The following is a 20441-nucleotide window of genomic DNA, read 5'->3' as shown; positions in this document are numbered from 1 at the left end:
CGCTCATGTTTGCCGTCGCCCAGTTGGCCTCGGCATTTTTCAATAGTGCTTCCTCGCCGTTTTTCGCACTGGGGTCTGCCATCATCGACTTGACGCCTCCATGGCTCAAGGACTTCGCCATCGCCACCTTCGGGACCAATGACAAGCTGGCGCTGTTCATTTCCATCGGCGTGGCGGCAGCGGTGCTCTCTGCCCTGATCGGCCTGCTGGCCAAGCGGAGTTTCGCGTTGGCCTGCACCGCCATCATTGCTTTGGCGCTGGTGCTTGCCAGCGCTGTGGCCGCCCGCGCGTCCACCAGCCTGCTGGATGTTGTCCCTACGGTGCTGGGTGCAGTCGCCGGAATCGGAGCTCTTCATTGGCTGGCCCGGCTGGCTACAGCCACCGTCGCCGAACCCGGCCAGGGCACGGCAGCTGCCGGCCCAAGCCGAAGAATATTCTTGCGCGGCGCGGTCCTGTCCTTCGCGGCCGCGGCACTGGCCACCGCGGTGTCGACCTCCGTCTCCGCTACACGCAATATGGCTGTCGCCGCCCGCAACGCCCTGCGCCTGCCAGCGGCCCGGACGAAGGCCAAGGCCCTGCCCGAAGGAGTGCAAATAGAGGAGGCGAATATGCCCCGCTTCGTTACTCCCAACCAGGATTTCTACCGCATCGACACCGCGCTGTCGGTGCCGCAGATCGACCCGAACCAGTGGTCCTTGCGCGTGCACGGCATGGTGGAGAATGAATTCACCATCGGCTTCGACGAGCTGCTGGGCGAGGAACTCGTGGAAACGTATTTGACCCTGACCTGCGTATCGAATCCTGTCGGAGGAGATCTGGTAGGCAACGCGAAGTGGCTGGGCTACCCGCTGCGCAAGGTGCTGGAGCGCGCGGTTCCCCAGGCCGGCGCCGATATGGTGCTTTCGACGTCTCATGACGGTTTCAGCGCTTCCACACCGCTACAAGCGCTGACCGATGACCGGATGGCCTTGCTGGCTATCGGCATGAACGGCGAGCCACTGCCCTTCGACCACGGATTCCCCGTGCGGATGGTGGTTCCCGGCCTCTACGGCTATGTCTCGGCCACCAAATGGGTGATTGATTTGGAGGTGACGCGTTTCGAGGACAAGGCCGCCTATTGGACTACCCGCGGCTGGTCTGAACGCGGTCCCATCAAGATGTCGTCCAGGATCGATACGCCTCGGCCTTTCGCCGAGGTCCCTGCAGGGGAAGTTGTCTTGGGCGGAACTGCTTGGGCGCAGACCCGGGGCATTTCACGCGTGCAGGTGCAGATCGATGACGGCCCCTGGGAGGATGCGCAGCTGGCCGCCGAAGCGTCGCTGGATACATGGCGGCAGTGGCGCTTCGTCTGGAAGGACGCGGCACCGGGCATGCATGCGGCGTCGGTGCGAGCCTATGATGCGCAGGGCAAGATGCAGACCCGCGAGAAAGCCAACCCTGTGCCCAATGGCGCCAGTGGTTGGCAGCGCCTGCAATTCACCGTGCAATAGGCACCGCCAGCTGCCTACTGGCTGCGCAACGCCCTAATCACTTTTTCAACCCGGCGAGCTCTGGTGTCCTCGCCCCGTGCAGCGATGATGGGTTCAGCGTGTCCGCGTTGTTTGCTGTAGGAGAGCTTGTTCCATGCCTCAAGCAACTCTGGTTCAGCCGAGAGCAGCACCGCTAGTGGCTCGGGGATCTCCACGGTTCGTGGTTCCTCATCCAGTTCAACCTTGACGGCGACTTCATCTCCGGCATCTTTTTTGGTCTCTGCCCGAGTCTGCGCATTAAATCCAATAAGAAACTGTCCACCCATAGATGCGATGCTGCTGTGGAAGGTGTAATCGCCATCAACCTGAACTGTTACTGGGACCCGTTTTCCACGCTCAAACCCGTACACGATGTCATCGGGCACAACTATGGCGACGTTTTTACCCGTGGTAGGAATCAGTGTGGTGGTGAATTCTGGCATTTTCTTGCACCTTCGTTCTTCAGCGTCCTTGGGGTTCACGCTAGCGCAAAAACTAGTCCGCGACTAGGGCGTTGTACCACGTGGAATGAAGTGAGACTCAGCTGGATTTTTTCGCTTCACGCCGTGTCAGCAAGGTTTGAACGACACCAACGCCGCTTCCTTCGAACAGCTCCCACTGCGGGCTTCTTCCGGCCCTGAGCATCGCCAGTTCGTCGATGGGGCCGATAAGGGGATCGCCTTTTCCTGATTCGAAGTCTGTGTCACTGGCAATCATCTTCACCGCTCGATTCACCTTATAACTGCCGAGCATCATGCCGGTGCCTTCCAGCCGGTGGGCTACTTCCACGGCTGCCTCTTGTGGCATCTTGTGCTTAATCCCTAGCGGCCGGGCGAGATCTTGGAAGTGTACGAGCGTGTCAGTCAGCGTCTCTTTGACATTCACTAGTGCCGGGCCACGCCTGCAAGTGGCAAATTGCTCGTATTGTTGAAGAATAGCCTTGGCGCCTGCCCTGCCACGTTGTTGCCCATCTCGCAGGGTCATGCCGTTATATCCGTGAATGATCATGGAGGGCATGAGTTTGAGCATTGCTCTGGCATCAAGTTGTGGGGCACTGATCAGGTGGGCGGCAACATCTTGGACGCTCCATCCTTGGCATAGTGATGGTGTGCTCCACTGTTGTGGGCTGAGCTCACGAAGTATGTTGCACAGTTTTAGACGTTCTTCGACGATGACATCCCACATTTTTTCGGTCAACATCTTCCCCACCCCAAGTAGTAAGAGTCTCTGACTAAATGGTGAGATATTCTGACTAACATGTCAATAGATCAGTCCGATGAAATGTCCATTGGGACTCTGCTATTTATCGCCCAGCGCGCTTTTGAAGAAGACATCGTCGCGGCCCTGCACGCTTCAGGCTTTGAATTCACGCTGGCGCAGGGGCGACTGGCCGCGCGCATCGCCGAGAACGGCAGTCGGCTCACCGACCTAGCAAGTGCTGCGGGGATCACCAAACAAAGTGCTGCGTATCTGGTCAATCAGTTGGAAACCGCAGGTCTGATATCCCGCCACGATGATCCGCACGATGCCAGAGCACAACTGGTGTTGCTCACCGAACACGGGATCCACGCGCAGCAGGCGGCAAGGAAAATCGAAGCAGACATCGAAGCTAGGTGGCAGAAATTCTTGGGCGAGCACGAATTTTCTGCCCTCAAAAAACAATTAGTCACCCTTCGTGAGCAGGTCGACCGCCATGATCCGACCCACTAGATCCGCGAAGAAAAAGAAACTCCCCGGAGGCCACCAACAGGTGATCTCCGGGGAATCAGGGGTCATCACCCCACGAGTCAAAGAAGCTTAGGCTTCTTCATCCTCTTCGTCCTTCTTATATGGATCCTGGTCTCCAGCGAATTCCTTGCCTTCGCGCAGAGCTGCAACCTCGGCATCCTTCTCGCGGGCCTTGGCCAACAATTCCTCCAGGTGCGAAGCACCCTCAGGGATTTCGTCGGCAACAAAAGCCAGCGTTGGAGTCAGACGAATGGTCAGGTTACGACCCAGTTCCTTGCGCAGTGCGCCACCGCGCTTTTCAAGTAGCTCGGCAACTTCCTGCTTCATCTGGTCATCGCCAAAGACGGTGTAGTACACGGTAGCGTGCTGCAGGTCGCTGGTGACGCGAGCATCGGTCACGGTGACATTATCGATGCGCTCGTCCTTGATGACATTACGCAGCGACTGGGCCATGAGGACCTGCACGCGCTTGGCTAGGCGTGCGGCGCGGGCTGAATCAGCCATGGTTTTCTCCTAATGGTTCAAAACTCGTGGGCGCTTGACCAAAGCTTATCGGTCAAACGCCCACGAATCAGTGAGTCACACTGCTAACTGCTGGGAAGCAATTAGTCGCGTGGCTTTTCGCGCATCTCGAAGGTCTCGATGATGTCGCCTTCCTTGATGTCGTTGAACGACCCCAGGCCGATACCACATTCGAAGCCCTCGCGGACCTCGGTGACATCGTCCTTTTCGCGGCGCAGCGAGTCAATGGACAGGTTGTCCCCGACCACGTTGCCATCGCGAACCAGGCGTGCCTTGGTGTTGCGCTTGATGGTGCCCGAGCGGATGATCGAACCGGCAATGTTGCCGAACTTCGAGGAACGGAAGACCATGCGGATCTCGGCGGTACCGAGGGCCACTTCTTCGTATTCCGGCTTGAGCATGCCCTTGAGCGCTGCTTCGATGTCGTCGATCGCGGAGTAAATGACCGAGTAGAAGCGCATATCCACGCCTTCTTTATCAGCCAGTTCAGACACGCGCTCGGCTGGGCGAACGTTGAAGCCAATGATGATGGCGTTGTCCACGGTAGCCAGGTTGACGTCGTTCTGGGTGATAGCACCCACGCCGCGGTGGATCACGCGCAGCTGAACATCGTCGCCAACCTCGATCTTCATCAGCGAGTCTTCCAGTGCTTCAACAGCACCCGAAGCGTCACCCTTCAGGATCAGGTTCAAGGTATCGATCTTGCCGTCTGCAACAGCCTTATCGAAGTCTTCCAGCGTGATGCGCTTACGACGCTTAGCCAGCATCGCGTTACGCTCTGCGGTTTCGCGCTTGTCAGCGATCTGACGGGCGGTGCGCTCGTCTTCGGTGATCAAGAATCCGTCACCGGCGCGAGGCACCGAGGACATACCCAAGACCTGAACCGGACGCGATGGCAGTGCCACGTCGAGGTTTTCGCCGTTTTCGTTGAACATTGCACGCACACGGCCGTGGGCGGTGCCCACAACCATGGTGTCGCCAACGCACAGGGTACCGGACTGAACCAGAACGGTAACCACGGAACCGCGACCCTTATCCAGGTTCGCTTCAATGGCTACACCACGAGCGGACTTGTCTGGGTTAGCCTTCAGTTCCAGCACGTCGGAGGTCAACAGAACAGCGTCGAGCAACTCGTCGATACCCTGCTTCTGCAGTGCGGATACCTTCACGAACATGGTGTCGCCACCGTATTCTTCAGGAACCAGGCCGTATTCGGTGAGCTGACCCATGACCTTGTCAGGGTTAGCGCCTTCCTTATCCACCTTGTTCACTGCGACGATGATCGGCACGCCAGCTGCCTGTGCGTGGTTCAATGCTTCCACGGTCTGCGGCATGACGCCGTCATCCGCTGCAACAACCAGCACGGCAACGTCGGTAACCTCGGCACCACGAGCACGCATGGCGGTGAACGCCTCGTGACCCGGGGTATCGATGAAGGTCATGGCACGATCGCGACCTTCGTGTGGGTGAACGATCTGGTAAGCACCGATGTGCTGGGTGATGCCACCGTGCTCGCCCTCAATCACGTTGGACTGACGGATCGCATCAAGCAGTCGAGTCTTACCGTGGTCAACGTGACCCATGATGGTGATCACTGGTGCACGTTCTTCGAGAACGTCTTCGCCTTCAGCCTCAAGCTCAGCATCCAGGTCAAGACCGAAGCCTTCGAGCAGCTCCTTGTCCTCATCCTCTGGGGAAACAACCAGAACCTTGTAGCCCAGCTCTTCGCCGAGTACTTCGAAGGTTGCCTCATCCAGTGACTGGGTGGCCGTAGCCATTTCGCCAAGGTGGAACAGTACGGTGACCAGTGCAGCTGGGTTTGCGCCAATCTTGTCGGCGAAGTCGGTGATCGAAGCACCACGACGCAGACGGATCTCGGTGTCGCCGGTACCGCGAGGTACGTTCACACCACCCAAGCTTGGAACACTCATCTGCTCCAATTCCTGGCGCTTTGCGCGCTTGGACTTGCGCTGCTTGCCGCGACCGGCGCCTCCCTTACCGAAAGCACCGCCAACGCCACCGCGACCGCGTGGTGCACCTGGGCGGAAGCCGCCACCGGTACCGCCACCGTTGCCGCCGCCTGGGCGACCGCGTCCGCCGCCACCGGCACCTGGACGTCCGCCACCTGCTGGGGCTGGACGATCGGTGCGGTTAGGCATCATGCGAGGAGTTGCAGTGGTTCCTGCACCGGCACCTGCGCCCGGGCGTGGACCGCCGGCGCCTGCACCAGCTGGGCGTGGACCACCCTGGCCGGCTGGGCGTGGGCCGCCCTGACCTGCTGGGCGTGGGCTACGCTGGCCGTCACGTGCTGGACGTGGACCGCCCTGACCGTCGCGTGGTGGACGCGGGCCACCCTGGCCTTGACCACCTGGGCGTGGACCGCGCTGGCCGTCACGTGGTGGACGTGGGCCACCCTGACCGCCTTCGCCGCGCATTCCCTGTTGGGAAGAGAACGGGTTGTTGCCCGGACGTGGGCCGCCTGGGCGTGGAGCGCCCGGACGTGGTGCACGGTTGCCGTCACGGTTCTGGCCGCCACGACGTTCGCCGGAGTCAGAAGAGCGCATGCCCTGCTGCGAGGAGAACGGGTTGTTGCCTGGACGTGGAGCACCTGGCTTTGGTGCTGGCTTGCTGCCTGGCTTTGGTGCTGCCCCTGGCAGTGGTGCACCCGGGGTTGCCTTTGGTGCTGGTGCTGCTGGAGTAGCTGGCGCGGCTGGCGCTGGGGTTGCGGCTGCTGGCTTTGGAGCAGGCTTGGCGCCTGGCTTTGGAGCAGCTTTGGCACCCGGGGTGGCAGCTGGCTTGGCAGCTGGCTTTGGTGCACCCGGGGTCGCTGGCTTAGCTGCAGCCGGCTTGGCGGCAGCAGCGTTGTTGGAACCTGGGAACGCATCGCGCAGCTTGCGCGCTACTGGAGGTTCAACGGTCGAGGATGCCGAGCGAACGAATTCGCCCATATCCTGCAATTTAGTTAGTGCTTCTTTTGAAGTGATTCCGAGCTCTTTAGCGAGCTCGTGAACGCGGGGTTTAGCCACATCTCTCCTGTATTGATGTGATTTGCTCAAACCCCAGCTTCAAAGAAAAAATCTTTAATCAGGAGGTCTGGCAAATCAGCTGTGTAATTCGTGAAATTCTTCCGTCGCACGGTGGATCACGCAGAACTGATTGGTCATCGTTGTGCGCTCAACATTGCCGACTCATCGGGTTGCCATCAGATTTCTGACCCGCTTTCATCATGTTTGCCAGATTGCTGGCTTGCTGCCAGCTGATCTTCGTATGCGGTAAATGCCTGTGCTACCTGCGAATCGTCCACTGCAGACCTGAAGGTCCGCGCGAACGCCTTACGCTGCACAGCTTGCCGCACACACTTTTGTGTTGCGTGGGTCCAGGTTCCACGCCCGAAGGCAGAACCTTCTAGATCCAGGCTCACCACTTTTAGCGGTGCACCATCGGTAAGGACCCATCGAAGTAACTCGTTTTTACTGGTGACAGTTCGACAGCCAATGCACGTTCGTTGCTGATGCAGCTTCATGCGAGCGCCGTCGCCACCTTCCCTAGTAAATACGAGCCAACTACTAGTCTAGCGCGTTTGGAAGCCATAGCGCGCATGAGTTGTGACTCACACAGCGTTAGGCGACCGCGTCACTAGCTAGTAGTTGGTGCACCACAGGCTTAGAGCTGTGGTTCCTTGCCGCCAGAAGCAGCCAAGATATCGATGCGCCAGCCGGTGAGCTTTGCTGCTAGACGGGCGTTCTGTCCTTCCTTGCCAATGGCCAGGGACAGCTGAGAATCGGGAACTACCACCCGAGCACGTCGTTCTTCTTCGTCCAAGATCTCGACCGAGACCACCTTGGATGGGGAGAGTGCGGCGGCAATGAACTTCGCTGGATCTTCGTTGTAGTCAACGATGTCGATCTTTTCGTCGTTCAGCTCGTTCATCACGGCGCGGACGCGAGTACCCATTTCACCGATGCATGCGCCCTTGGCATTAACGCCTGGCTTGGTGGCGCGTACAGCGATCTTGGTACGGTGACCGGCTTCGCGGGCCAACGCCTCAACAACTACGGTGCCGTCAGCAATTTCTGGTACTTCCATTCCGAACAGCAGGCGCACCATGCCCGGGTGCGAACGCGACAGGGTCACTGCTGGGCCCTTGTTGCCGCGCTCGGCCGAAACCACGTAGGCACGCAGACGGTTACCGTGAATGTATTTTTCGCCTGGGGACTGCTCAACTGGAGGCAAAAGTGCTTCCAGATCGCCGACCTTCACCTGGACCATATGTGCGGAGTAGCCCTGCTGGATGACACCGGAAATCAGGGTGCCAACACGAGCGGAGTACTCGCCAACAACCTGAGCATCCTCGGCTTCACGCAGACGCTGCATGATGACCTGACGAGCGGTCGAAGCGGCAATACGGCCGAAACCGTGTGGGGTGTCATCAAATTCGCCCAACAGCACGCCGGCATTGTCGCGGTCTTCAACCAAGATGGCCACGTGGCCGGTGCTGCGCTCAATGTGCGCGCGGGCGCCAGGCATGGCACCTTCGGTCTTGTTGTAGGCCAGCAGCAGGGCCGACTCGATGGTTGGGATCAGCACATCCATGGGGATGTCGCGGTCTTTTTCCAGAATACGCAGAGCGTTGAGATCGATATCCACGCTTAGCCCTCCAAATCTTCAGAATCAACGGTGTCTAATAGTGCGTCATCGAAGTTCAGTTCTGGATCGACAACAGCTTTACGGATATTTTCAAAAGCATGCAGTTCCGGTTCAAGAACCTTGGTCTTCATGCCTTTTTTGGCTGGCTCGCGGTGTTCGGCGACCAGGACGTCAGCGTCGTTGACTTCAAGCAGGCGTCCGCGCAGCTTGGTTCCGTCGCTGAGGGAGATTTTGACCATGCGGTTGAGCGCTCGCACCCAGTGGCGCTGAGCGGTCAGTGGTCGAGAAAGACCCGGTGAGCTGACCTCAAGTTCGTATGGATCAGCAGAGGCAAAAGCAACATCTTTATCCAGGGCGTTAGAGATCGTGGTGGTAACTTCACCAAGCTCATCAAGATTCACCGAATCGTGGCCGTCGGCTTTGTCGACAATGACCTGAACGATGATCTGCTTGCCGGACGGGCGTAAAGTCACTTCTTCTAAGAGAAGCCCGTGGGATTCTACTTCCTTGGAAAGCAATGCAGTCAGTCGCTGTGCTTCCTGTTCGGTATCGGCCGGCATTCCGGTCATGGATATCCTCCCACGCTATTCGATGTTGTCCTTTAAGCCTATAGTGCCTTTGGCTCGTTGAGAACTGCCAAACCGTCTCAGGTGAAAGAACTCACGCACTTTTTCTCGCTGAGGTGGCGCGCAACACGGCTATTGCCCGAAAACACCGGTAAATCATGGCATGATCGAATCGCTATGACTGAAAAATCTCCCCACTCCACCAACCGCAAAACGGCTCCCACACGCCGAGCACCAGGTTGGATTGCTCCTACACTGGCCGGGGTTCTTGCGGTGGCAGTGACGTGGGGAATCGGAAGTACCGTGTTTCATAACGTGCTGGTCGCTCACGGGCTTCCAGAAGAGGTCAAAGACGCTTCCGCAGACGAACGGGCCTTACTGGTTCACGGGGCCGAGCTGGCTGACTTGGCAGCGCGAGCCAACAAACTGGCCGGGCTGGCCCAGGGTGAGGAATCCGAAGCACTGGCGAACCTGGGCACCTCTTTGTCCCAAGGCGCCGCATTGTTGGGAGAACTGCAATTCGCTCAAGAGTCCGCACCGGCCGAACCTTCGGCCTACAACCCTGAGATCGTAAAATCTTTGTTGCAAGATGTCGCGACTTTTTCCGCTTCCACGCCTGCGCTAGAAAAACCGTCGCTGGAAAGCAACGAGTTGCTCTCGCAAATCGCGTTCCAAACAAACCTTGATGCCAATACTGCATTGGATGCCCTCAAGGAAAAATCATCGCCTGCACTTGCTCTGCCACTGAGTGCTTCAGCGGGCAATGAAAACACAGATCCTGTGAGCTGTTTACCGTCGACTGAACTGCTCGATCCGGCTTCGAAAGTCACCGATCCAAACGAACTTGAGGCTGTAACTGTAGCCCGTGCACTAGATCGTGGCTATGCCCTTGATTTCGTCCTCCAGCTCCAGGCTGCCCGCGGTGCGTCATCGCAGGCCGAAGGCATTGAAGCGCAACGTACGCAATTGGGAAAGCAGTTACAAACCCTCCGCGCAGTGGTTGATCCGCAGTGCGGGGATTTGCGACAACCCGCCTATGCTCTGCCCGATAAGGGTCTGGAAAATCTGAAGACAGTGGTCACTGATGCCTATTCAGACTTTGACGAGGCATTAGTTCTTGCCGCGGGGAACGCTCAAGGCGAGGCGAGGACGAAAGTTGCCGCCCTGGCATTTGACGTACTCAGCGACGATTCTGTTGCTAATCCAAATCATCGCGTATTGGAAACCGGAACCAGTGTGAACCAGTGATAAGCCGCGGAAGAAATTCACTCTCGAATATTCACCGCACCCGTATCACGAACTAATCACAACAGAATTTTTTGTTGCAATGATCAACAATTCCCTCACCTGAATTCTGCATCCACTTATCCATTTGCAGGATAACCAATTACACACATTTCAAGGCCCAGCATGAACCACGCCTGAGTTTAATTGTTCAGGTCAAACCGAGGTTTCTCGGACTCCTACTTGCGGATCAACTCAAGGGCAGCCTCATCCAGCCCATATTTATGCCAGTAGACTAAACGTTGCAATTACATTAGCGCCTATCTCCCTCTCGCTATTCACTGCCATAACGGCTATGGTGAGGGGAAGAGTCAACGATTAGTGATTAGATCTCAGAATTATCCGGCGCATTATCCGGAGAGAATCAGTCCGAATCATAGCGCTCACAGGGGATCCAGACACTCGTTACAACTTCGTACACAGGAGGATGGATAATGCCAGGTCGATTTGTCCGATCTAAAATAGCGGAACTAGTCAGCGAGATCATTAATTCCAGACAAGGCCGTGCCCAACTCAGCGCCCATGGGTGGACCCAAGGAATGCCCATCGTCATCGCCCAGCCAGATGAACGGCTCAGTGACGTCATGTCTCTGGTCGCTGCACATCAGCCTCCGGTACTTGTCACGACCATTGACCCAGTGCATGGTCACCTGTGGTTCATGCACGTTTCCATTGGTTGCACGGCCTTGCAAGTGGTTGAACCTTTGCCGCAGGAAACCAGTATCGGGGAACTGTACCGCTTGGCATCACGGACGAGTTTTCTCACCTTCCGTATTGACCAGATGTCCTCTAGCTCCGTAGTGCACGCTATTGCCCCACAACAGGTGAAGCACCACGCGGGCTACACAACAGTGGAGGCCTCCAGCGCAAAAACCTTTTAGGGTTGAAACTGCGAAAATTTACCGATCGGCCAAAATCATGTCTGCGCCGAGCTTGATGATGAGCGCGCTGACGACAACAACAAATACGATTCGGATGAAAGCGTTGCCCTTAGAGATGGCCATGCGCGCTCCAAGGTAGCCACCGATCATGTTCATAACGCCCATGGCCAGCCCTAGTCCGATGAGCACGTGGCCAGTAGGAACAAAAAGTAATAGTGCACCAAGGTTCGTGCACAGATTAACGATCTTAGCCTTCGCCGATGACTGCAAGAAGTTGTAACCAAGCACGGTGACCATGGCGATGATCAAGAATGATCCAGTGCCCGGGCCGACCATGCCGTCGTAGCCACCAATGATTAAACCGATCATGATGGCCCTGAGGTAATGCTGGTGGCCGGTGTAGCGCAGGCGGGAGAGCTCCCCTGCCTTGGGTTTAAAGATCGTAAAAAGCAATACTGCAATCAACGCTGCAATGATGATCGGCTTGATCGCTTCGGACGGTAACACAGTTGCTAGTGCTGCGCCGCTAAAGGCCCCGACTAGCGCCGTCAGCGCCATAGGTATGGCCGTCTTCAAGTCTGGGCTAGTTCGCCGATAATACGTGATGGCACTGGTAGTGGTGCCAAAAATTGACCCCAACTTATTGGTAGCCAGCGCTTGCACCGGCGTGATGCCAGGGAAAAGAAGTAGCGCGGGCAACTGAATCAGTCCTCCGCCGCCAACAACAGCATCGATCCATCCTGCGCCCAACGCTGCTAGCAACAGCAGGACCAAGGGCCAGATTGATACGGGTTCACCGTTGACGGACAGGAATTCCAGAATTTCTTGCACCGCGCTACTCCCCTATTTAGTTATTCTTGTTGCCCTTAGGCAGTCAGTTCAGCAACAACATCTTCGACCTTCACGTCACGACGTTCGCCAGTTGCCCGGTCCTTGACCTCAACTACGCCATCAGCCAAGCCACGGCCAACAACAACGATGGTTGGAATGCCAATCAGCTCAGCATCGGAGAACTTCACGCCAGCAGAGAGCTTTGGACGGTCATCCAGGATGACTTCCTGACCAGCTGCTTCAAGTTCTGAAGCCAGCTTCAGTGCGGCTTCAAGCATTTCTTCGCCCTTGCCGGTGACCACAATGTGTACGTCCGCAGGAGCGATCTGCTTAGGCCAAGCCAGACCGTTTTCGTCATGGTAGGCCTCTGCCAAAGCGGCCACGGCTCGGGTAACACCGATACCGTAGGAGCCCATGGTGACAACCTGCAGTTTGCCATTCTGGTCTAGGACCTTCAGATCCAGCGCCTCAGCGTATTTACGGCCGAGCTGGAAGATGTGACCCATTTCGATGCCGCGCTCGGTGCGCAATGGACCGGAGCCATCCGGTGCTGGATCACCTTCGAGAACGTTGACCGCTTCAATCGTGCCGTCAAAGGTGAAGTCGCGACCGGCGACCAGACCAAAGACGTGCTTGCCCTGTTCGTTTGCGCCGGTAATCCAAGTGCTTCCGGAAACGATCCGTGGATCAACCAGGTAGGTAATACCACCCTCGGTGTCCTTGCCCAGTAGCTGCTGGTCTAGGCCAAGAGCCGGGCCGAGGTATCCGGTCACAATCTCAGGGTGGCTCTTCAGGTCTTCCGCGGTAGCCTGCTCCACGGCAACTTCACCATTGATGCCCAGCGCAACACCGATGGTGGCTTCGAGACGCTTCTCATCTACCTGTCGGTCGCCTGGAACACCCAGGATCACCAGGTGGCGGTTGCCTTCTGGATCAATGATCGCCAGCACCACGTTTTTCAGGGTGTCCTTGGCTTCCCAAGCACGGTCCTGACGTGGACGCAGTTCGTTAGCGGCCGCAACCAGGGAATCGATGGTTGGGGTGTTCGGGGTTTCGACAACCTCGAAAGCCGGAGCATCGGTGTAATCGATGTCGTCCGGAACCACGGTGGTGACAGCTTCAACGTTGGCAGCGTACCCGCCTGGCGAACGAACGAAGGTGTCCTCACCAATGGCGGTAGGGTGCAAGAACTCTTCGGACTTCGAGCCACCCATGGCACCTGCCTGTGCGAATACCGGAACAACTTCCAGTCCCAGGCGCTCAAAGATCTTCAGGTAGGCACCGCGGTGAGCCATGTAGGCTTCGTCCAGGCCGGCGTCATCAATGTTGAAGGAGTAGGAATCCTTCATGATGAATTCGCGGCCACGTAGCAGGCCAGCGCGCGGGCGTGCTTCGTCACGGTACTTGTTCTGGATCTGGTAAAGGTAAACCGGTAGATCCTTGTACGAGTTGTACAAGTCCTTGACCAGAAGAGTGAACATTTCCTCGTGGGTCGGTGCCAAGAGGTAGTCGGCCTCTTTACGGTCCTTCAGACGGAACAGGCCTTCACCGTACTCAGTCCAACGGCCTGTCTGCTCATATGGTTCACGTGGCAGCAGCGCCGGGAAGTGCACTTCCTGACCACCGATGGCGTTCATTTCCTCACGCACAATAGCTTCAACGCGCGCAAGGACCTTCAAACCCAGCGGCAACCAAGTGTAAATACCTGGGGCTGCACGGCGGATGTAACCGGCGCGTACCAACAGCTTGTGGCTGGCGACTTCGGCGTCAACCGGATCTTCACGCAAGGTGCGCAAGAAGGTAGTGGAAAGCTTCAAAACCACTCGGGGGCGTCCTATTCCGTCCGTCGGACTCCGAAAGTGTTTTTCGGTGCCGACTAGCTATGCAAAATCAAAAGGGTTTTTGGCCGAAAAGTCGACCAATTCCAATGCTACCGCTTCGGGCCACTTCCCAATAAATTCAAGGGCTATGAGCTAGCCCGTGTTGCAAAATAGAGCAAATAAAATTCGGTCGGGAAGATCAGCATAATTGATCTTCCCGACCCGATGCGGATTGAAAGCTACACTACCGTGATTTTAGGACTGATGATAGGTCTCGGCGAGCGCGTACACCGGTGTCTCCAATCCTTCGTAACGAGCCTTGAGCTGCAGGCCCAGATACTTTGAGTAGTGCCGTGACTGGTGCAGGTTTCCACCATGGAACCAGAGGTTCTTCACCTTGGTCGGCTTCCACATGTTGCGCAGTTCGCCCTGCCATGGTCCTGGGTCTTTCGTAGTTTCAGAGCCAAGGCCCCAGCATTTACCCACAGCGTCAGCAACTTCTTGGGAGATGAGTTTGGCGGCCCAGCCATTCATCGATCCGTAGCCGGTAGCGTATACCACCGCATCGGCGGGAAGTTCAGTACCATCGGCCAAGACGACCGAATTCTTTGTCAGATGAGAAACTTCGCCTTTGGCCAGCGCGATAGAGCCATCGGCAACCAGTTCACTGGCGCCAATATTGATGTAGTAGCCAGAGCCGCGGCGTAGATACTTCAGGAACAGGCCGGAATCATCATCACCGAAGTCCAGGTCAAATCCCGCATCTTCTAAGGACTTGTAGAAGTCTGCATCAAGTTCTCGAATCTTGGCGAAGGCTGGTTTATGGAATTCGGGCAACACTTTGTATGGGATTGAAGCGAAAATCAGATCTGCCTTGTTATGGTCGATGCCTGCGGCCAAGGCTTCTTCTGAGTACAGCCCACCGAGCACGTGTTTCATTAGCGATTCTGACTTCACGATATGAGTGCTTGAACGCTGAATCATCGTTGGGTTGGCGCCATTTTGCACTAGGTCCGCGCAGATATCGTGGGCAGAGTTATTGGCGCCAATCACCACTACCTTTTTCCCGGCATAGTGTTCTCCGCCAGGGTGAGTCGACGAGTGGTTTTGTTCCCCCTCAAAAATGTCGGCACCTGGATACTTCGGAATGTTCGGAATACCTGACATTCCAGTGGCCAGCACTAATTGGGTCGGACGCAAAGTCAACGGCACGCCATCACGAACTACTTCAACAACCCACCCCTCACCGTCTGGGTCTTGGCGTGCGCTGGTGGCTTCGGTCAAGGACCAATAGTCCAGCTCCATGAGTTTGGTGTAGCTTTCCAGCCAGTCGCCCATTTTGTCTTTTGGTGTGAAAACTGGCCAGTGATCAGGGAAGTCGATATATGGCATGTGGTCGTACCAGACCGGGTCATGCAACGCTAGGGAGTGATAGCGTGAGCGCCATTGGTCTCCGGGACGGGGATGCTTGTCAATCACGAGCCCTGGCACGCCCATGCGCTTGAGCCGCGCAGCGAGTCCGATGCCACCCTGGCCTCCACCGATGATCAGGGTATACGGCTGTTCGGTGATGCCTAGGGACTGCTGCTGGGCCACGCGACGGTCCAACCAATTTTCTTTGCTCATTGATGAGCCGTGTTCAGCGCCCAGTTCACGCAGCCTTCCCGCCGGTTCAGGGAATTCACGCAGTGACTGTGCAGTGCTGAGTATTGTCCAGCACAGTCCGTCACGGAGGCGAAAGAGCCCCAGACCTTGAATCGCGTCGTTCTCGAAAGTGTACCAAGCCTCGATGACTCCGTCGACTTCATTGGCGCTGGTGACGTTGATGTTGCGTGGCCATGCTCCACGGTCCACACCAAGGAGCATGTTGCCAATGTCTTCCCGCCCCTCACTGGTGTGCAGGTTCCATGTCAGCGCGGTGAGGTCACGCCAGAAAGATTCTTCCCCAAACAGTTGCATGGCGCTTGGGATATCCCCTTCGCTCAGCGCCTGTTCTAGGGCCTGGCTCCATTGCTGGGCTTGAGTCAGTGCTTCATTGCTTGACATACTCATCACTTCATTTCATCGGAAGTCCTGAAAATGCGGTTCTGATGGCCGCCGTGAAACAAGAATATGACTTGGATCACAAAATGAAACCGTTGCAAAAGGTTGCATCGGTGAACGCTAGATCGCGGCCTAATTGCCCCGGAATACTGGGACGACGAGTCGATATGGTCGCGATGCAATCATTCCAGGTAACTTGGAACGCAGGCGTGAAAGTTCAGCGCGAATTGTCACCTGTGGAGTCATTGCTGGCCAAAGTGATCTCAGTTCATCGGTCGTTAGTCCCGCTGGATGCTCAACCAGTAACTCAAGAATCTGCCAATGCTTTTCGCTCAATGCGATCTGCGTGGTTTCGCCAGCCGAGTGCACCATGATCTGACGCAAGGAACCGGAGGTTACCTCCAATTTCAGGTGCTCATGAGTTCTCGTGAGTATCCAACCACCAGGGACTTGCCGAACATTAAAGGAACCGAAGCCACTAATCCATGAGCGACCTTCTTCTAGGCCCACAGGAAGGCTGATTCGCTCGCTCACGCTGAACCCTCGACTGGCAGCCACCGATCCTTGTGAATCCACTAAGATGAACTCTTCTTCTGGCAGTTGGTTCGTCAGTTCCAAGCGTTGCATCCTCAACGCATGATTAGCGCGTAGGTGTGTTTCGGCTTCACGGGCCACTGATGAGACCAGCGCAAGAGAATGAGGGTGGGCTGTTCTAAAGGAGCCGGCCAAAGTGATTGCCCCGATCAAGGAAGCTGTCGCCGGATTAATGACTGGAGCGGAGGTACATACCCACGAATGTTGTTCTTCACGAGCGTGTTCGGGGCCGAAGATTTGCACCGGGACTTTCTCAGCCATCGCCGCGCCAATTCCGTTAGTTCCAACGTCACTTTCTCGCCAGCGCGCGCCAGTCACGAAACCTATGCCATCGCTTCGACGTCGAACAGTTGAAGGTCCCAGAACCCACAAAACGTATCCTTGCGCATCAGATATGACTAACTGGTTCCCTGCTTGCGTTGCCAAGGACAACAGCCGATCCTTAAACAAATCAACGAGGTTGCTCAGTTCCTGATTCGACTCACGCAACTCTCGTATGGAGGACGCGTCAAGTGGGACGATATCTTTTTCCAAAGCACCTGCACGAGACCAAGACCGAGCTACAACAGGGCGGACCACGGTGGGAATACGAGTTCCTTGCGCCCAACTTTGATGTAGCGCTTTGAGACTACGCGCCTTGGCCGAGGGATCTTCCCCCGCGGTCAAAGCGGCCTGAATCAATGCCTCGGGGCCACGGTACTCCACAGTCATTTACTGAGGATGCCATGCTTCGTGTCGAGTTGGGAACCCTTCATCAAACTTTTAAATATTGATGGCTCTCCACCGGTCCGCAATTCGGGTCGGTGAAGAGCCAGCAACGCTGCCGGAATTTACTTGGCGGCAGACTTGACCTCAGCAACAGCCTTGTTCAGTTCTTCAATGAGCTGATCAATGACTTCGCCTTCAGCTTTTTCTTCAGTTCCACCGGTGTAGGCAACCACCACAGCGTTAGAACCTACCAGTCCCTGGACCTGGTACGACCCACCAGGAACATCAGTTCCGTTCACGGTCATGCTGGTCTGGGTAGCGACGGTCGAATCAGCGTCGGAGTTCGCGTCCAAGATCTTGGCTGATGCCGAGATTTCCTGCCCTGACATCGACATCGAGAATTTGTCGCAGCCCTGTAGGTCCTTCTTTTCGATCGCAGTTTTGGCCTTCTCAAGCTTTGCCGAATCTTCGTATCCGACAACCGAGTAGGTTGTCGTTTCTAGGCTGTCACCCGGCACGACTGCTACTGCCATGTTGGTACCGTCGAGGTCCTCAGTCCCCTGCTGCGTGACTAGCTCGGCGCACTTTTCAGGCTTGATTTCCATCTGCTCAAGCACCTTCTTCGATTCAGGCAGCGATGCCTTGATCGTGTCACCGTCGAGAACCTGCGCCTTGGAGTCATCGCCGACCAGCGACTTCACTACCGAAGCGGCCTGCTCCGCCGTGAGAGCCGGGGTTCCCGCGGACTGTTCTTGTGCAGCACCCGAATTCTCGGAAGCGCCAGTGGTTTCATTTCCGGAACTGCCACAACCGCTCAGGGCCAGTGCGGCTGCGATGGGCAGTACCCAAAAAGCTTGCTTCTTCATGATGTAATCCTCAGATCGGTGATGAAAGACTAATCTAGTATTACACAACACGTTCGAAATAAAAGCTCATACAAGAACTATTGCGCCGATTTGATTTCATCAAACGCTTTATCCGTAAGCTCCACAGCCTGAGCTGCCAATTCGGCAGGTTCCAGTGAGCCGGTCTGCAAGGTGACTAATACGAAGTTGTTTCCATCCAGGGCTTGCACCGCCACAGAGCTTAAGTTTTGTCCGCCGCCCGCGTCCATGATGGTGGACATAGTCAATGCCTTTTCGGCTTTGACGTCCAGTGGCAAGATCTGACGCTGCGCTTTAATGTCCGTATCACCTTGCTCTATGGTGACCGTCTCGCACCCTTCAAGGTCATCAAGTCCCAAGGCATCCTGAACTTTCTTTCGAGTGCCTTCATCAGTCAATGAGAAAATTTGCACGACTTTACCCATTTGGTCAGAACTACTCGTCGAGGTGGCAGCGACCGAGCCAGTCAGGTCAGAAACCGTGTACTTTTCGTTCAGTTCCGCACACTTCTCGGGCTTGATCCCTTGGGGCAACTGCGCATCTTTCGCAGCGGAAAGTTGAGGCTGCATCTGCTCATTGTTGATGACTTGCACTGAGGGTTCTCCCTCGAGCAAATTCGCAGCAATGCTTTCCACTTGTTCCGCCGAAAGAGTTTTTCCAGTGATTTGCTCGGCGGTGCCACTTTGGTTCTGTGACACGTTCTCAGACTCGGAAGAAGTTGGAACTGGATCGGTCGTTTGTGCAGAGCAGCCAGCTAGCGCCAGCGATGCCATCAACGGCAACGCCCAAAGAAGTGGACGCTTGGTCATGAAGGTTTCCTTAATTGTCGCTGAAGCAGATAGCCGAGAATCAGACCGCAAATCTAACCGTGCAACTTGTTGAATAGCTCATCGATCTTCGCTGTGGCCTCTTTGACTTGTTCCTGCGTTTGTCCGTTTGATGTGGTTCCTTGAACACTTACCAACACGTTTGAACTGGCGGATCGTGTCACAAGTTGTTGTTGTGTCGTTTTCCCATCACTACTAGTGACAACATAGCTTTCGTTCTTGTCAGCTACCGAGTCCATTGGCTGTTTGGCAAGGTGGTAAGCCCGTGATTCGTTGCCCGTAGTCACTGAATAACGGGAGCATTGGTCGTTGGCCGAAGCCTTGGCATCCCATTGTTTGTCTAAAAGTTGCGAGTCTTTGTATATAGCGACGGTGATGTAATTGTTCTGAGATTCAATGGCACCCATAGTGGAGTTTTGTAGCTGGTCCGCCACCGGTTCAGCAAAGGTAACTCCACATTTGCTCGGGTTGACCTTCGCATTTTCAAGCCATTCTTGAGCTTTCGGGATGGTGGAGCGCAGCTTCTTATCGCTGATGACCTTGGCGTTCGCATCCTCTTGTGAAAAATCTTCAAGAATTTTTTGCAGCTGGTCTGCTGAGATGTTCACCTGCGACGCTGACGTTGGTTCAGGTGCAGGTTCGTCAGCGCTGCAGCCTGCCAAACTCGCTGCGCCGAGGCAAAATACGGCAGCTAGATACAACCTGGAAGCATTGCCTTGAGCCACAAAATTTCCTATCCCGTTTGGCTTTACTCTCTTGAGTCTAAGAGATCAACGGAGCCAGCGATAAGATTACGACCTACGAGTTGCGGATAACTTGTCATGATCAGGTCGTTTAGTACCGACAGTTTCACTCGTACTTACGCTGAACGAAAAGGTTACCCAAACTTCCAATAGCCAGTGAACTGAATATTTTCTTTGTTCACTGCGTAGTCTTGAACCAGTGCTCTGCGTAGCCCAGAGACCCAATGGGCTTCGCCTGCAATCCAAATGAACGACGATTCAGGCTCAGACGAACCACCCAGCCCGCTGGCCTCAATCAGTCGATCCGCTGGCGTCTGAATGTCGAGGAAAGTAAGTCCCCTCCGAGGGGAGCTTTTCAAAGTTCCCTTTGCGAATTGAGCATCAACAAGGACAGTGTGTCCTGGAGTCTCACGGGCTTCACTATGAAATCTGCTTACCGCGGGCAGCGCACTTGGATCCGCAAACAAATATGTGGCTGATGCTTCTGCAAACCCTTTGCACATTCGCGGCGGTATACACCAAAGCCTTTGGTTTGGTCTCGCATTTTGTGCCCATCGTGTGGCCACCCCGTGTTGGTGTACCAAAAAATCGACAGTCACCAAATGATTTTTCGTATCCAGGCATTGAACAGAATACTCACGCGTCGCGTAGTCATGCACTCCGTCCGACTCAGTTGGTTTTGCTCCGGTGCTAAGAACTAAGGGAAAACATAAGACCAATACGTCATCGAATCCATGGGATTCGATCTCCTCAGATCCATAGTCAAATTCGATTCGAACAAACTGGTCATGGATTCTGCGCACCGAATGCACCCGAAGCTGTTGCCATCGTTTCTCGTGACGGTGCTGATCGCGC

The 20441-nt window shown here is 55.8% G+C and carries 19 protein-coding genes; 4 read left to right on the top strand and 15 right to left on the bottom strand.

Features of this window, described 5'->3' with window-relative positions:
- Positions 1-5: 5 nt before the first annotated feature.
- Positions 6-1490 (top strand): molybdopterin-dependent oxidoreductase, encoded by a 1485-nt coding sequence (locus tag QMQ05_RS04730; protein ID WP_345474636.1) that lies wholly within the window; start codon positions 6-8, stop codon positions 1488-1490.
- A gap of 14 nt (positions 1491-1504) precedes the next feature.
- Here the strand turns inward: QMQ05_RS04730 and QMQ05_RS04725 are convergent, their stop codons facing one another.
- A complete protein-coding gene (locus QMQ05_RS04725; RefSeq protein ID WP_334121706.1) occupies positions 1505-1951 on the bottom strand; it encodes a YdeI/OmpD-associated family protein in 447 nt (148 codons plus the stop codon).
- A 97-nt stretch (positions 1952-2048) separates the two neighbouring features.
- Positions 2049-2708, bottom strand: coding sequence for a maleylpyruvate isomerase family mycothiol-dependent enzyme (locus QMQ05_RS04720; protein ID WP_345473435.1), 660 nt, complete (start codon positions 2706-2708; stop codon positions 2049-2051).
- A 57-nt stretch (positions 2709-2765) separates the two neighbouring features.
- Here QMQ05_RS04720 and QMQ05_RS04715 point away from each other — a divergent pair, with 57 nt between their 5' ends.
- Positions 2766-3218, top strand: a complete 453-nt coding sequence (locus QMQ05_RS04715; RefSeq protein ID WP_334121704.1) for a MarR family winged helix-turn-helix transcriptional regulator — start codon at positions 2766-2768, stop codon at positions 3216-3218.
- A gap of 87 nt (positions 3219-3305) precedes the next feature.
- Here QMQ05_RS04715 and rbfA read toward each other — a convergent pair whose 3' ends face one another.
- The 5 genes from rbfA to rimP all read right to left on the bottom strand — a co-directional run bounded on the left by rbfA (position 3306) and on the right by rimP (position 8974).
- Positions 3306-3740: a 30S ribosome-binding factor RbfA gene (gene rbfA, locus QMQ05_RS04710; RefSeq protein WP_345473432.1), complete on the bottom strand. Its 435-nt coding sequence runs from the start codon at positions 3738-3740 to the stop codon at positions 3306-3308.
- Between the two features lie 101 nt (positions 3741-3841).
- Positions 3842-6784 (bottom strand): translation initiation factor IF-2, encoded by a 2943-nt coding sequence (gene infB / locus QMQ05_RS04705; protein ID WP_345473430.1) that lies wholly within the window; start codon positions 6782-6784, stop codon positions 3842-3844.
- Positions 6785-6960: 176 nt separating this feature from the next.
- On the bottom strand, positions 6961-7281 hold the full coding sequence (locus tag QMQ05_RS04700; RefSeq protein ID WP_345473428.1) for a YlxR family protein: 321 nt from the start codon (positions 7279-7281) through the stop codon (positions 6961-6963).
- A 140-nt stretch (positions 7282-7421) separates the two neighbouring features.
- Positions 7422-8405 (bottom strand): transcription termination factor NusA, encoded by a 984-nt coding sequence (gene nusA / locus QMQ05_RS04695; RefSeq protein ID WP_345473426.1) that lies wholly within the window; start codon positions 8403-8405, stop codon positions 7422-7424.
- 2 nt (positions 8406-8407) lie between these two features.
- Positions 8408-8974 carry a ribosome maturation factor RimP gene (gene rimP, locus QMQ05_RS04690; protein WP_058255237.1) on the bottom strand — a complete coding sequence of 189 codons (567 nt, stop codon included), beginning with the start codon at positions 8972-8974 and terminating at the stop codon, positions 8408-8410.
- Positions 8975-9148: 174 nt separating this feature from the next.
- On the opposite strand from rimP, the gene QMQ05_RS04685 reads away from it, so the two are divergent.
- A complete protein-coding gene (locus QMQ05_RS04685; protein WP_345473423.1) occupies positions 9149-10219 on the top strand; it encodes a hypothetical protein in 1071 nt (356 codons plus the stop codon).
- 470 nt (positions 10220-10689) lie between these two features.
- Positions 10690-11136: a hypothetical protein gene (locus QMQ05_RS04680; protein ID WP_345473421.1), complete on the top strand. Its 447-nt coding sequence runs from the start codon at positions 10690-10692 to the stop codon at positions 11134-11136.
- A gap of 18 nt (positions 11137-11154) precedes the next feature.
- Here QMQ05_RS04680 and QMQ05_RS04675 read toward each other — a convergent pair whose 3' ends face one another.
- From QMQ05_RS04675 to QMQ05_RS16940, 8 genes are all read right to left on the bottom strand, one after another.
- Complete coding sequence (locus QMQ05_RS04675) at positions 11155-11946, bottom strand: sulfite exporter TauE/SafE family protein (protein WP_434063191.1); 792 nt, start codon at positions 11944-11946, stop codon at positions 11155-11157.
- A gap of 56 nt (positions 11947-12002) precedes the next feature.
- The gene (locus tag QMQ05_RS04670) at positions 12003-13790 is read right to left on the bottom strand and encodes a proline--tRNA ligase (protein ID WP_345473417.1); all 1788 of its coding nucleotides are present in this window, start codon (positions 13788-13790) and stop codon (positions 12003-12005) included.
- A gap of 252 nt (positions 13791-14042) precedes the next feature.
- Positions 14043-15833, bottom strand: a complete 1791-nt coding sequence (locus tag QMQ05_RS04665; RefSeq protein WP_345473415.1) for a flavin-containing monooxygenase — start codon at positions 15831-15833, stop codon at positions 14043-14045.
- A gap of 129 nt (positions 15834-15962) precedes the next feature.
- Positions 15963-17135, bottom strand: a complete 1173-nt coding sequence (locus QMQ05_RS04660) for a helix-turn-helix domain-containing protein (RefSeq protein WP_345473413.1) — start codon at positions 17133-17135, stop codon at positions 15963-15965.
- 119 nt (positions 17136-17254) lie between these two features.
- Positions 17255-17998: a hypothetical protein gene (locus tag QMQ05_RS04655; protein WP_345473411.1), complete on the bottom strand. Its 744-nt coding sequence runs from the start codon at positions 17996-17998 to the stop codon at positions 17255-17257.
- Between the two features lie 77 nt (positions 17999-18075).
- Positions 18076-18825 (bottom strand): hypothetical protein, encoded by a 750-nt coding sequence (locus QMQ05_RS04650; protein WP_345473409.1) that lies wholly within the window; start codon positions 18823-18825, stop codon positions 18076-18078.
- A 53-nt stretch (positions 18826-18878) separates the two neighbouring features.
- The gene (locus tag QMQ05_RS04645) at positions 18879-19568 is read right to left on the bottom strand and encodes a hypothetical protein (protein WP_345473408.1); all 690 of its coding nucleotides are present in this window, start codon (positions 19566-19568) and stop codon (positions 18879-18881) included.
- 152 nt (positions 19569-19720) lie between these two features.
- Positions 19721-20389, bottom strand: coding sequence for a siderophore-interacting protein (locus QMQ05_RS16940; protein WP_350340393.1), 669 nt, complete (start codon positions 20387-20389; stop codon positions 19721-19723).
- Positions 20390-20441 lie beyond the last annotated feature (52 nt).

The sequence above is a fragment of the Glutamicibacter sp. B1 genome (assembly GCF_039602135.1).
GTDB lineage: Bacteria > Actinomycetota > Actinomycetes > Actinomycetales > Micrococcaceae > Glutamicibacter > Glutamicibacter ectropisis.
The sequence above is the reverse complement of the archived record's forward strand: the minus strand, read 5'-3'. Positions and strand labels throughout refer to the sequence as shown.